The organism is Musicola keenii (assembly GCF_014855505.1).
GTDB lineage: Bacteria > Pseudomonadota > Gammaproteobacteria > Enterobacterales > Enterobacteriaceae > Musicola > Musicola paradisiaca.
The window spans coordinates 1-12,645 of record NZ_JAAWVW010000019.1; the positions used below are offsets into that span (position 1 = coordinate 1).

15 protein-coding genes are annotated in these 12,645 nt (G+C 51.3%); 3 read left to right on the forward strand and 12 right to left on the reverse strand.

Features of this window, described 5'->3' with window-relative positions:
- The coding region (locus HEP82_RS16405) for a P-loop ATPase, Sll1717 family (RefSeq protein ID WP_407938301.1) at nucleotides 1-704 on the forward strand (704 nt) is incomplete at its 5' end.
- 224 nt (nucleotides 705-928) lie between these two features.
- On the opposite strand, the gene HEP82_RS16410 is transcribed toward HEP82_RS16405, so the two are convergent.
- From HEP82_RS16410 to HEP82_RS16445, 8 genes are all read right to left on the reverse strand, one after another.
- A complete protein-coding gene (locus tag HEP82_RS16410) occupies nucleotides 929-1,675 on the reverse strand; it encodes a hypothetical protein (protein WP_192459081.1) in 747 nt (248 codons plus the stop codon).
- A 98-nt stretch (nucleotides 1,676-1,773) separates the two neighbouring features.
- Entirely contained in the window at nucleotides 1,774-2,547 is a 774-nt protein-coding gene (locus HEP82_RS16415) for a TIGR03747 family integrating conjugative element membrane protein (RefSeq protein ID WP_192459082.1), read from the reverse strand.
- Nucleotides 2,547-4,637, reverse strand: coding sequence for a type IV conjugative transfer system coupling protein TraD (traD, locus tag HEP82_RS16420; RefSeq protein WP_192459083.1), 2,091 nt, complete (start codon nucleotides 4,635-4,637; stop codon nucleotides 2,547-2,549). Before traD ends, HEP82_RS16415 begins: the two co-directional genes overlap by 1 nt.
- Nucleotides 4,627-4,956, reverse strand: a complete 330-nt coding sequence (locus tag HEP82_RS16425; protein WP_192459084.1) for a hypothetical protein — start codon at nucleotides 4,954-4,956, stop codon at nucleotides 4,627-4,629. The genes traD and HEP82_RS16425 overlap by 11 nt, the downstream gene beginning before the upstream one ends.
- Nucleotides 4,957-4,958: 2 nt before the next feature.
- A complete protein-coding gene (locus HEP82_RS16430) occupies nucleotides 4,959-5,480 on the reverse strand; it encodes an integrating conjugative element protein (RefSeq protein ID WP_192459085.1) in 522 nt (173 codons plus the stop codon).
- Complete coding sequence (locus HEP82_RS16435) at nucleotides 5,477-6,094, reverse strand: transglycosylase SLT domain-containing protein (RefSeq protein ID WP_192459086.1); 618 nt, start codon at nucleotides 6,092-6,094, stop codon at nucleotides 5,477-5,479. The genes HEP82_RS16430 and HEP82_RS16435 overlap by 4 nt, the downstream gene beginning before the upstream one ends.
- Nucleotides 6,073-6,822, reverse strand: a complete 750-nt coding sequence (locus HEP82_RS16440) for a TIGR03759 family integrating conjugative element protein (protein ID WP_192459087.1) — start codon at nucleotides 6,820-6,822, stop codon at nucleotides 6,073-6,075. The genes HEP82_RS16435 and HEP82_RS16440 overlap by 22 nt, the downstream gene beginning before the upstream one ends.
- Nucleotides 6,823-6,826: 4 nt before the next feature.
- Complete coding sequence (locus HEP82_RS16445; RefSeq protein ID WP_192459088.1) at nucleotides 6,827-7,729, reverse strand: hypothetical protein; 903 nt, start codon at nucleotides 7,727-7,729, stop codon at nucleotides 6,827-6,829.
- 405 nt (nucleotides 7,730-8,134) lie between these two features.
- Between HEP82_RS16445 and HEP82_RS16450 the strand changes: the two genes are divergently transcribed.
- Complete coding sequence (locus HEP82_RS16450; RefSeq protein ID WP_192459089.1) at nucleotides 8,135-9,163, forward strand: AAA family ATPase; 1,029 nt, start codon at nucleotides 8,135-8,137, stop codon at nucleotides 9,161-9,163.
- A complete protein-coding gene (locus HEP82_RS16455; RefSeq protein ID WP_192459090.1) occupies nucleotides 9,160-9,669 on the forward strand; it encodes a cysteine--tRNA ligase in 510 nt (169 codons plus the stop codon). The genes HEP82_RS16450 and HEP82_RS16455 overlap by 4 nt, the downstream gene beginning before the upstream one ends.
- Nucleotides 9,670-9,687: 18 nt before the next feature.
- Here HEP82_RS16455 and pilV read toward each other — a convergent pair whose 3' ends face one another.
- Genes pilV through HEP82_RS16475 form a run of 4 tightly spaced genes read right to left on the reverse strand, consistent with a single transcriptional unit; the run spans nucleotide 9,688 to nucleotide 12,642 of the window.
- Nucleotides 9,688-10,923, reverse strand: a complete 1,236-nt coding sequence (gene pilV, locus HEP82_RS16460; RefSeq protein ID WP_192459091.1) for a shufflon system plasmid conjugative transfer pilus tip adhesin PilV — start codon at nucleotides 10,921-10,923, stop codon at nucleotides 9,688-9,690.
- A 2-nt stretch (nucleotides 10,924-10,925) separates the two neighbouring features.
- A complete protein-coding gene (locus tag HEP82_RS16465; RefSeq protein ID WP_192459092.1) occupies nucleotides 10,926-11,579 on the reverse strand; it encodes a prepilin peptidase in 654 nt (217 codons plus the stop codon).
- Nucleotides 11,576-12,064, reverse strand: a complete 489-nt coding sequence (locus HEP82_RS16470) for a lytic transglycosylase domain-containing protein (RefSeq protein WP_456238331.1) — start codon at nucleotides 12,062-12,064, stop codon at nucleotides 11,576-11,578. The genes HEP82_RS16465 and HEP82_RS16470 overlap by 4 nt, the downstream gene beginning before the upstream one ends.
- Complete coding sequence (locus tag HEP82_RS16475; RefSeq protein ID WP_038903520.1) at nucleotides 12,064-12,642, reverse strand: type 4 pilus major pilin; 579 nt, start codon at nucleotides 12,640-12,642, stop codon at nucleotides 12,064-12,066. The genes HEP82_RS16470 and HEP82_RS16475 overlap by 1 nt, the downstream gene beginning before the upstream one ends.
- Nucleotides 12,643-12,645 lie beyond the last annotated feature (3 nt).

Below are 12,645 nucleotides of genomic sequence, written 5' to 3' on the forward strand. Positions count from 1 at the left end.
GAACAGATATTCTCATGGGTATTTACAAAAGCAGCTTAAGACAAGATGAAAAAGATCAATCATTAATATATTCAATAAATTGGAATAAGACAGAGATACGCGAAATAATTGATAGAAGAATTAATCACCTAGTAAAAAATAAATATCAATCATCTAAAAACGTTACAATGAGTGATATATTTAACTTTAAAATCAACGATGAAAATGCTGATGAATTCATAATTAACAGAACAATGCTTAGGCCTAGAGATGCAATAAACTTTGTGAATCTTTGCTTGTCAGAATGTGATGGGGATGTTCTCTTAGACAAAGATATCGTAATAATGGCTGAAGAGAAATTCTATTCCGCTAGAAAAAGGGCGTTAGTAACAGAGTGGAAAAGCATATATAGAAACATTGAAGAATATCTAGATGCACTTTCCATAATCCCAAATAAAGAGTTCAATACTATTGAACTGAACTCAACTATAAAAGACAAAATACTAACCTACCTGATAGACAAATCTGCATCTATTGAATCAGATAAAGAGCACGACAAAATAATATTGGATTTTGAAGAACTCTTAAAGGTTTGGTTTACAGTAGGGGTAATAGGGATTAAAAAATCAGACTCTCTGACAATTTACTCATCATTCGAAAAATCGACACTAGACATTACAGATATAAAAAGAACATTTATCATCCACCCATTATTTTTCAGATGAGATATTGTCAGCTATAAAGTAAAAACCTGCTTTCATTGAAGGCAGGTTTTATTTCATTCAGAAATGGCGCATCAAAACTCTTAAAAGGAAGTCTCTACCAGCCCGGTTGGATTTAAATCCGAAGACAATAAGGCAGAGCCAAACCGGTTGATGACCTCGCCCACAGGACGAGGCTTAAAATTGGTAATAAATAACTGAGCTAGGATTCCTCGCTCAGTAAACATTCACTTATCTGAAATCTCTGTTGGCGTACTAACTACCATATGAGAAACAGATTTTATCTCCCATGCTATAGCCTGAAAATCAACGGTTCCATTTTTAGTTTGATGTGGATGTAAACCATGAGATTGACACACAAAAGAAACAGGAATAGAAATACCTGCAGAAGTAAAATAATTCACTGCCTTGGAGAAAAAATCCTTATTAACCAAATCGTTAAAATCAATGTTAACTCTCTTCTCGTTCCCAGTACAATGAATACCAGAACCGGCTTTACCAGATGAATAAAAGGGCATGTTTTTCAAAATATCTTTGATCTCTTTATGCGTACCAGCAAGAATAAAAACACAGATAGTATCTGGTTCCGCCATTTTAACACTAGCAAGCCTTAAAAAATCCTTAAATATATTATCAGGAGTACAATGAGATGATTGTGACCATTTTGTTTCTATCACAATCTGAGCATTTCCCTTCGAGACCCCATCGCCGGAGAGAACCAATGCAAAATCTAACTCTCTTTTCCTCCCTCTATTATCTCGAGAACCATCATTCCTTTGGGGATTCAAAACATCATGAGCAAAATCAGCATAGACACGAGAGCCTTTTACTAACTTTGGGAATGAGCTCAAAACCTGTCCTACAGCAGTTTTTAAAGAACTTTCAGAAAGTAAACCAGCACGATAACAACAAAACTCCATATGCAGCCAGCTTCCAATTGCCTCAGACAAACGGCGAGCGACATTCATTTTCATATAGCATCCATAATAAAAAAAATATAAAAGGCAAACCTAGACCAATATTTACCATCAAAAATATCTAAAAATATTTCTCAGTATATACAAAAAGTATCTTATAGGTATTTTTTAAATGCGCCCATCGTCACCGAGATAACACCACCCAGCAGTATTGCGGCAGGCAAAATCAGCAGATTCGGCCATACAGCCGTTGGCCAGCCGAGATAGAGCATGGTCGGACCGTAGAACGCTGGTTTGATAAAGCGTTTGGCATGGTGATAAAGAAAACTGGATTCATAACCGGCGCCGTAGCGCCGTAAATCGCGCCGAACCAGCCCATCTACAACGCCGGTGATTATGACCAGGACAAAGAGAGGGATTGAGAGAACGAGGATGCACACCCGGATGACGTAGATGAGCGTCACGTACATCATCGCCTCCAGGTACTCCCCCACCCACATCGCCAGGGATCTTCCTGTCTGGCTAATCGCCTCCAGCAGCTCACCACGACGATGGCCTGCTGCCGTTTGGTGAGCCGCACTGCCGTTCAGCCAGCTAATAAAGCCGGTATCAACAAACCCCCACTGATAGACCCGGTTCACTACGTGATTCATCGTGATAACCGGTTCCGACATCAACAAACTGCGGGTAAAGCCTTCTGATAAGTAGGCGCTTTCTGTATGCAGAACTTCACGGCTATGCTCCGCCCCAGCTGTCGGCCAAATCAGCGTCATGCAGGCAAACTCAACAATAATGCTGACCAGCCACGCCGCCAGAAAAATCCCCACCAGTTTCCACGGCAAATCCCAGAGCAGAAACATGATCGGCCCTGACTGTTTCGGTGGAGCGGCAGGCCGCTGTTGCTGTGATTGTTGTTGCGTCTGTGCCATCACGCCGCTCCCTGGCTCAAGGGTGCTTCCGCTTCCATGGCAGGTTCAGACCACCAGGACTCAGCCGTTCTGTAGTTACGCTGCATGTATTCCGCTATTTTCTCGATGCTCTCCGGCATCAAGGGATCATTTTCGGATGCCGGCAACGGCATCCGAATCTTCCACAACTTGCCCCCCTCAAGTAACGCAAAGGCCTGCCCTTTCGGCAGGTTGATCACATCTGCCGGCGTTATCATCGGCATCCGCACCGAGCTCACACTGTCCTGGACATTACTGGTGAAATCGCTGCCATGCTCCGGGTTAGACACATCCGTCACACCAGACATCAACGTCTTGGTATAGACGTCGACTTCAGGCAACTGACTGGTGAGCAGCTCGGCGGTGGTGTTCTCACGAACACGCAGCATGATGAGCGAGTTAAAGTTCCCCACAACCTGTGCTGCCTTCGCGGCACTACCGATGCGAGCCTCGATATCTGAAACCGTCTGTGTATATGCCGAAACCTGTATCCCTGCGCCCCCGCCTTTGTTGATCAAGGGAATGAACTCGTCACCCATCAGTTCATTAAATTCGTCGCAGTGGAGGTTAATCGGGGTTTTCTCGGCATTGTCCAGCCCCTCGCCGAGACCAAACTTGTAGATATGGCCAGCTACAGAGACAAGGTCAGCAAACATGGAATTGCCGACCGCGGATCCCACCGCCGCATCTGACAACGCATCCAGGCCGATGTAGACGATGCCTTTCTTACGGATGACATCCAGCCAGTTGAAAATAGGACGAGGGTCGTCCATATCGTCGTAATCCGGTGACAGCAGTCCCGCCGTCTTGCCGGTGGTGAGTTTTTCCAGCAAGGGCAACAAGCTCGCGACGATCTTGTCGAAATAGGTTCTGTCATAGCGCACCGCGGAACGCAGCCCATCCAGTACAGGGTCATATACCAGCGCCTTGGCCGCCTCGCTGCCGAGGACCGTTTCCAGCGCCCAGACTTTCATCGCGTTGGGCTGCCCGGACAAATTGCGGGGAAGATTACGTTCGTCCAGCGTGGCCAACAGGTTCTCGGCGTCTATCAGCAACTGTGGGGCCACTCTGGCCAGCAGGCTCTCCGCATAGCTCTCGTACAACTCCCCAATGTTGGTCACATAACGCAATACCAGGGTGTAATCCGGGCGCTGCCCCTGAGCCACCAGCGCGCGCGCAACGATGTTGACGAAACGCCAGGCAAACTCTTTAAATGCCGCGGAGTTGCCCTCTCCGGACAACTGCCCGGAGATACGTGATGCCACTTCGGACACACGGCTGAACCGCCCAATGGCGTTATATCGGGCGCTGATGTCAGGCCAGCCCAGATGAAATACATAAAACTCATTTTCCCGGCCAGCGCGCCGGGCTTCGGCCCACATACGCCGCAGCAGATCGGCATCCCCTTTCGGGTCAAAGACGATAGTCACGTCCCCCCGCCTGATATCCTGCGTGATCAGCAGTTCAGCCAGTCGGGTTTTGCCAACGCGGGTGGTCCCAATCACCAGCGTATGACCAACACGCTCTCCCAGGTCATAGCTGACATCCTGCTCATCCGGCTCCACACCGTGGTAAATCGAACTCCCCCCCACCGGCGGCAGCGGGCGTGCCGGGTTCAGCGGTGAATCCCAGCGCGTCAACTTACATAGTGCCGGCACATGTTCAAATCGCTGCTCCAGTGATCGGGCCGCCCGATACAGCGCCCCCGGCTGAACAAAATGCGACAGTTCCGGTCGCCGCGCCTCCATCACGCGTTGGGTATGTATTGGTGTCCAGGCAAACCCTTTTCCCAGGAACAGCCGTTTACGGCTGACCGGGATTTGATGACTGGACACAACGTAACGCGGAAGGCGTCGGATATTACGGCGATAACGCAATATCCTTAGCCCCTCCCTCGTCCGTTTCAGGGCCAGTACACCAAATCCAACAGCGGGCACCCAGCTGACGGACGGGGCCAGCGCAATCGACCAGGGTGCAGTCAGGCACAGACAGGTCGCACAGCTGGCGACGACGGCCGTATTCAACTCAACCGCCGGTCGCAACAGGGATTCCATCACATATTTATGGCTCATGACGCGACACCTCCGACGCCTCGCCGATTCGACGGTTCGCGTTCATATTCACAGCCAAAAACCACTGGAACACCAGGTAGAACAACAGAAAACCCAGCCAGTACTGGGTCAACAGTTCGGTGATATGTTCGTTTTCAAGAAAGGCGCGGACATATAGGAAGTAATCAGGCAACGAGAACAACCAAAGCGGGATAACAAGCAGGCATCCGAGACCAAACAGCGGGAAAAGTAGAACGGCCTTATATACAAACAGTACCGCCTCACGACCGGTTGTCACACCAAAGAGTAGAAAAAAACGTGAAACCAGGGGATTCATCATGGTTATTTCCCCTTACCACAGGCACTCAGTCCAATGGCACTCGCGGTAACCAGTACCGGGTAATGCGACAACTTCAGGCGTCGAGCCAGATCGCTGCCATTAACAGGCAAAATGGTGACATCCGGGTAATTGGCCTGAATGGCCCGGAACAGACTCTCATCCAGCACACTGACCATCAGTACCGTCGCTGCCATCTCCTTAAGTTGCGGATAGCAATAACGCAATGTCGCCAGCGATCGCTGATCATCCCCAAACAGAAATAACGGTTGCATACCTGGCAGCGAAACCGCCCGTTCCTGCTCAACACCCGGGGACAATTCCGGGGTGCGGATCGGCATCATGGACGACACGAACGCCCGTCCAGTCGGAGGGGTGTTTTCTGGCATACGAACCTCGTCCTGAACCGGGTTAATTGCCGAAAAATAACGGTCGGTCGACTCCCCACCCAGGTCCGCCACCACCGTTAGCGCCGTAGCGGCAGCCGGCACAACAAAACAGAGAGAACAAAACAAAATACGGATCATTTATCGGGCTCCACCCAGGTCAGTTGGGCCAAGGACGTGGCAGACGCCACAGAAAGGGGTTTCGTTTTCGGGCGAGGATTCCCCATCGCATCCAGCTTGCTGCGAACGATGGCCATATACACCCGGGCAGCCTGTCCGCCGGCAGGATGGTGATAACATCCCGCCGCCCGAATCCAACTCCCAGGACTGGATTCGTAACAGGCACGCAGCAGACGTGCCGCCACACGCAGGTTGAGATAGGGATCAAACGCATCGTGTAACGATGGGAAAAGATGACCATTCCAGCCGAGATTGACCTGGGCGATACCGACATCGATGCGTTTGAGTGGATACACCCGAATAAATGACAGCAGCGCCGCCATCGCTTTTTCACGGGTGTCGTAGCGATATCCGGTTCCGGCGACATTCAGCGTCCATGGCCACGGACGTACCCGACCGCCGGCCAACTTTTTGGAGCTTTCCGCCAACGCCAGCGAGTACAGCGACTCAACCGGGACCTGTTCTTCCTGCGCAATCTGTTGGTAAGCCCAGGGAATATCCAGGTCGGTTGCCGCTGACGCCAGCGGCATAATCAGAGAAGACAGCAGAGTTATCAAAACGCCGCAATTTGCCATCCGCCGTTCTCCCCCTGTTGTAAGACCACAGGCATTTGTCCCTGGCCATACTGCGTCCACAGCCCTTTGTCGTGATTCAGCGTAATCTGCCGGTTACGTACCCGCTCGACCGGGATACGGTGGGCTATCGCCCAGTTACGCACCTTGTCATCACTCCCGTTGCTGTCGACCAGGTAAATGTCTACCGGCCTGTTATCAGCCAGGATAGCGGCGAGACGCGCATCACAACGCGAACAGTTGTCCTGCACAAACAGAGCCAGACGGCCGGACGTGTCATGAGCGATACCGGTCGCATTACCCATATTGACTGCCAGTGAATTCGGGTACAGACGCGTCCACGCAGCGTTCACTTCACGCTCAAATGCCAGCTCTTTTTCAGTCCGCTGGAATTCTTGCTTCACCCACAGTTCGGCCAATTTGCGACGGTCGGTCGGATTATCGCTTTCAATCCCCAGTGCCGTCAGCGGATCGAGACCCGGAGATTGCACGCCTCGCGGTCCCTTCATCAGTTGCTGGTAGCGCTGCCATTCGTTCTCACTCAGCCCCCAGGCGCTGGCCTGACGTTGCTGTTCTTGACGTTGTTGTTCTTCACGGACAATTGACTGCAACTGGGATGACAATGACTGGGATTGCTGAACGCTGGAGTCCTGTTTATCTGCGGCCAACGCTATCGAACAGACGGACAGCAGCAATACGCCACCGGCCAGTTTCCTGGTTTTGTAATTCATGGTGTTACCTCAGGGGAATAGATTGGGAATGGCCGTTGACGGTAAAATGAGCCTGACCACCATCAACAGCCGTCAGTGTCCAGCCGGAAATGCTGTCGCCGGGAGATAAGAGACGAACCTGCGACAATGAAGTTGGCGCATCGGCAGGCGATGCGACCAGAAACATCTGGCCGCCGCGGCGCTCCACGCCATTCACGACGAAAGGCGGAGACAGCAATTTATCCTGCGCTCTAATGCGAGATACCCGCGTCAGGGACTTTTTTTTTACGGTCTCTTTGGCTGCTGAGGCACCTTCTGTCGTCGAAGTCGTAGCTGATTTTTCCGCTTTGCGGTCAGCGGTCATTTTTGACCACTGTTCTTTCCAGTCAGACAGGGCAGTAAACTGAAATTGCAACGTTTCCAGCGTTTTCCGTTCTGCCGCCTGCGCGGCACTCAGACGCTGTATACTCTGTGTATTCTCAGCAACCTGCTGTTGTACCGCGTTACGCGATTGCTCAACTGTCGTTAACCGGTCAGCCAGGGCCTGTGCATCCTGACGAGATAGAAACTCAGCAGAAAAGCCCGTTAGCCGCCCTTCAATTGTCGCGATAGATTCTGACAGCTTGCTCAGATTCCCCGCCCGGAAAGCCGCTTCAAGCGATGTCATCCTGATTTGCTGCAGACTCAGCTCATTGAGCAGATAAGCGTTGCAAGCCAGACTGGCAGTGATGATGACCACTTTCCCGACACGCCAGATAGTCATCAGAAGCGAGGAAAAAGGAGGAGTAGATTTACGTTCACGGCTCTGCCGGAAGATAAACCCGTTTTTTACTGGCTTCTCATCGGGTAACGACGAGACAGCAGGAGAAACGGCGGGCTCCTCAACCGAAAACGAAGTAGCGGCTTCGGTGAGTGTTTCGGTCGTCATAACAACATCCTTTAGCATTTAGCAAATAGCGGACTACTGTCGCGCTACAGTGCTAAATTCAGTCAGCCATGACGAGCCGAAACTCATTTTGTGAAGGATGAAAAAACGTTAACGCCAATAGAGCTTCCCAGACTCTATCGGGGATGCTCCAGGTCACGAGAATGTTGTCACATGTTGAGACCCGATGGATGCCGAACCCCGGAGTTGAAATCCCGGAGTGCAACTGCTCAAATGAACCCATTAGCCGGAACAGTGGTACAGGAACAGGATTGTCATAACCTGGTATGGAAATGTCTGTACAAACAGACAAGCCTGCCAAGCATGAGTGATACAATTCGGCCCCTTATCTACAGATGTGTCCGAAAGCCGCAAGGCGGGTGAAAATTTCAATCTGGATTTTTAATCATGTTAAAACTGGCCAAGCTCAAGAACTTCACCACTCTACCCAATGAAACCATAGTGTTCGCGCCGGGTCTCAATGTGATTGTTGCGGAAAATGGTTGTGGCAAGACTCATTTACTCAAAGCCATCTACTCGTTGCTAAGCGTCAATACCGGTAAGGATCTTTCAAAAACTGTCTTGCAAAAAAGTTATGCCGATAAGCTGATGGGGGTATTTAGGCCAGAAAGCTTGGGACGGCTAGTAAAACGCAAACAAGGGCGTGAGCGCTGTGAAATTCAACTGCAGATGGCTGACTCCCAGCAGAATTGCGAGATCAATTTTGCTTCCAATGCAGCGACCGCTGTTCAGGTTGAACTTGCCCCGCAAGTGAACTTGAGTCAACCTCCCGTCTATTTGCCGACCCGAGAACTGGTCACGCTTTGCCCTTGGTTTATCAACTTGTACGACAACTACCATCTGGAGTTTGAAGAGACTTGGCGCGACACCTGTTCATTGCTGGGGGCGCCGTCGGTAAGAGGCCCACGAGAAAGGTTGGTTGCAGAACTGATGCAACCACTGGAAGAGGCCATGAACGGTAAAGTTTTGGTTGAGGCCAATACGGGACGATTTTATCTACAGCAGTCTGGCCAAAAGTTGGAGATGCCGCTGGTCGCAGAAGGTTTGCGAAAATTGGCAATGCTGACGCGGTTGATCAGTACTGGTGTACTGCTGGAGCAAGGGTATTTATTTTGGGATGAACCAGAATCAAACTTGAACCCAAAATTAATCAAGATGTTAGCCAAAGTGATTCTGTCACTGGCGAAACAAGGGATTCAGATTTTTATCGCCAGCCATTCGCTGTTTTTACTACGTGAGATTGAAGTGTTGGCCCGCAGTGACTATGCAAGCGTGGCTCGCCGTTATTTTGGTTTGAGTCAAGGTGAAGAGGGAACTGTGCTCGAGCAAGCCGATGAGCTGGAAGATATCCAGACACTGGTGTTGCTGGATGAAGAGCTGGAACAGTCAGACCGCTATTTGGGGTTCGGTAAATGACACAGATCACTGAGGGGGCGTTGACGTTTACGTTTCCGGATAACGCACTGGTGTGTAAATACGATGAAACGAGTTTCTATCGCAACCAATTTATCAAGATGGCGAATAGCATCAAAGCGATGGACGTGGTGTATATCGATGCGCGCACATTCTGGCTGATCGAAGTCAAAGATTACCGGGTTCATCGACGCACCAAGTCTATTGAGTTAACCGATGAGATCGCAGCCAAGCTGCGTAATACCCTCGCGGGGCTATGGGCGGCCAAATGCAATGCCAATGATCAGGATGAAAAGCGATTTGCGGCTGAGGCGATCAAAGCGAAAAGGATCCGTGTCGTTCTTCATCTGGAGGAATCACCTCACCTCGATCGTTTGGCTCCGGACCGGTTGCTGAAAGCAGGATTGCAGCAAAAGATGAAACAAAAATTAAAGAGTGTGGATGCTCACCCTTATGTTGTGGATCAGCATTCACTCAAGCCGGAAATGAGATGGACAGTAGAGGGATAACTACCGATAAAGTTAAATCTATTGCCCGACAATCAGCTTACCGACATAATCGCACCCCGCCTGGCCACCGCTTGCTCGACACTGACACATTGGTTGCGTGCTCAGTTGGCCAGCACAGGTACTGGCAGAGTTGTTATCACAGATCTGGTAGGGACACTGGTAGACATTGATGTTCGTAGCTTTGCCCGACGAAGCAGTCCAGATGCCATCTTTACACGATAGAATTCCGCCTGACGCATCACGGCTGACCAGGCCATTCGGGCCGCATCCGACACCAGCGGTATTTACCTGATCCAACTGCAGAACCTCACCGGAACTTAATCGGCCATTTGCCCGAACACTGCCCCCCAGCATCGTACCTCCCGTGTAAATGTTTTTATCGTTCACTGAACGGACCCAGTCATTGTCTGTCATATAAAATCCGCCGCCGTGGTCGGCGTTAAGCCAGCCAAGATTACCCCGTGAAACCAGCCATCCGTTTGTGCTGGTAACATTACCACCGGCGGTCACCGCGCCGCTGGCATTCACATCACCACTGAAATTCCCAGTCTGTGCGTTCACAGCGTTGGCGTTGTTGAGGTTATTGCTTCCCATGTCGATGTCGGTATGCATTTTGTTTAAATCCGGCTTTCCTGTGACAGAGAACCGGTATAACCGATCGTTTTCGTTCCTTGCGGCTCCTAGTTCGTCCGTGGTCAGTAACGCAACAATATGGCCATTGGTAGTGCTAACGCCAAAACTGCTGAGCGGCACACTCCAGCTGTTCATTGCACCGGTCGCATTGGTGCCATCCCATATATAGCCTCCCAGCCCATTGGTAATATCGATAGCAATCTGTCGTAATGCCAGAAACGGTAGCCCTACCCCACCCTGAGTGAACACCAGCGCTTGCAACTGGCTGGTGTTGGTCGCATTGCGAATGACGGCTGCGCGGTAAGTATGACCAGATGAGTTGGTGTCACTGAATCCGGCTTCCAGAAAACCAGTGCTCTTGAGCATGGCAGGAGTGATCACCACCGGTGCAGTTGTCGTGGCCGAATTCAACAATGTGTCGTAATACCGGGCGGCATAGCTTTTCACCGCTACGGTAAATCGACTGGTCTGTGCCGCGACTACCTGCCATTCCCGCTGCTGCAGGTAGTCATTCCACCTGGTAGTCCCCCAGATAGCCACGATAACGAGAATAATCAGCGAGACACCGGTACTCAGAATGGCCCAGCCACGATCCGGCGTTTTTCTGGTTGAAATGTTCATGTTCACCACGTCAATAAAGGTTGATACAGCATCTGCAACATCAGCAACTGGCCGCCCCAGCACAGCCAGGGCCCCAATGGCCCTCCGTGGGATTGACGACCAGCCAGTTGCCACAGGACAAATCCACCGGTGCCAGCCAACACTGCCTGCAACGCTGGCATCCAGCCAAGCCAGGCACCGAGTGCACCAGTCAGCCACACATCACCAAGGCCAATAATCTCCTGTCCGGCATACCGGGAGCCGACGCTGCGCAGTAGCGCACTCGCGCACACCAGCACTGCGGCCGCTGCAAGGTTGACCAGCCCCTGCGACTGCATCACGGCGGCAAGAATGCCGGCGAGCAGGCAGCTCCAGGTAAAATCACTCGGCAGCCAGCCGGACAGGCGATCTGTCAGGGACAGACGGAAGACGAACAGACAGAAAAAGGTCCACAGCAGCCGCGTTCCAGCATCAGTTGGTGCCATGATGATGAGCGTCAGTACACCGGCATGTAGCCAGGCGTAGCGCAATGCCGTTCGTCTGCACCACAGCTCAACAGAGTGCTGTTCAGCCAGGAAATAATGCACCTGTCCGGACACAGCCATCAGTGCCGTCAGAGAGAGCACAAAAATCGGTACCATCAGCGGCCATGGCAGGGCCAGCGTAATCAGCGTCACAGTACGATCCCACGCCGTTCACGCAGCAGTTGGCGATAAATGGCATAAATGCGGTTGGCATAGGATTCGCGGCTTTCGTGTCTGTCCTGGCGAAAACCCGCGTTGTAGGAACCAAGACAGTTCCATGAGATACCGCACACCTGGAAATGGCGGGCCAGTATCCAGGTGCCGATTTGCACGTTAAGACACGGACGGGTGAGAAGATCGTCCGGCCCGCTGATGATGCCTTGTTTAATCAGGCCGGGCAGGTTTGTTGAATTCACCTGCATCAGACCATAATCCCTGCTGACCTCCCGCCGGGTGACTTTGTCACGATTGATATTCACCGCAGCAGGATTCAGTGAGCTCTCTCCCTTGGCTATCGCCAGCAACAACAGCGGATCGATATGGTATTTTTCGCCGGCCGCTTCGAAGCAGAATGCCCGTGCCGACGGCGATACCAGAGCCAGCAGGACGGAAAGCAAGGCCGCATACCACATCGTCATCAACCGTTAACAGTAAAGACCAGCGTGTTATTACCGGTACGACCACTATCAGCCTGGCATGACTTGCCGGCATCTTCGGCGGACACTGCACCGTCGCTAAACGCCGTGCTGTTGATCGTGATACTGGCAAATGCACCACCACCACCCAGTTGCTGAGCAATGGAGATACAATCCGCTTGCGGAACTCGCGGATACGTGACCGAAAACCCGTTGTTAAACCCGCTAGTGGCGACAGGAGCCATCACCACCTGGCCGCCGTAGGAGTTCCACAATGTTGCGGTTCCCGATGATGCGGTGCCCTGCACCGTCATGCCTTTGGGTGCCCCACCCACCTGGATCAGGGTCCCGGTCATGGTGGTACCACTGGTAAAGTTGTAGCCACTGTTGCTTTTCATTGCGCGTCCATTCGATACCAGGGTCTGAATGTTAGTGGTTTCAACAGCAACGTCCTTTTTAAACCACAGGTCCCACAACTTGGATGCCACATAGGCCACGACAATGATGATGAGTACAGCGACCGTACCATGCTCAAGGATCGCCCAGCCACGATGTGGACGTTGATTAACTGAAACTGACATAGG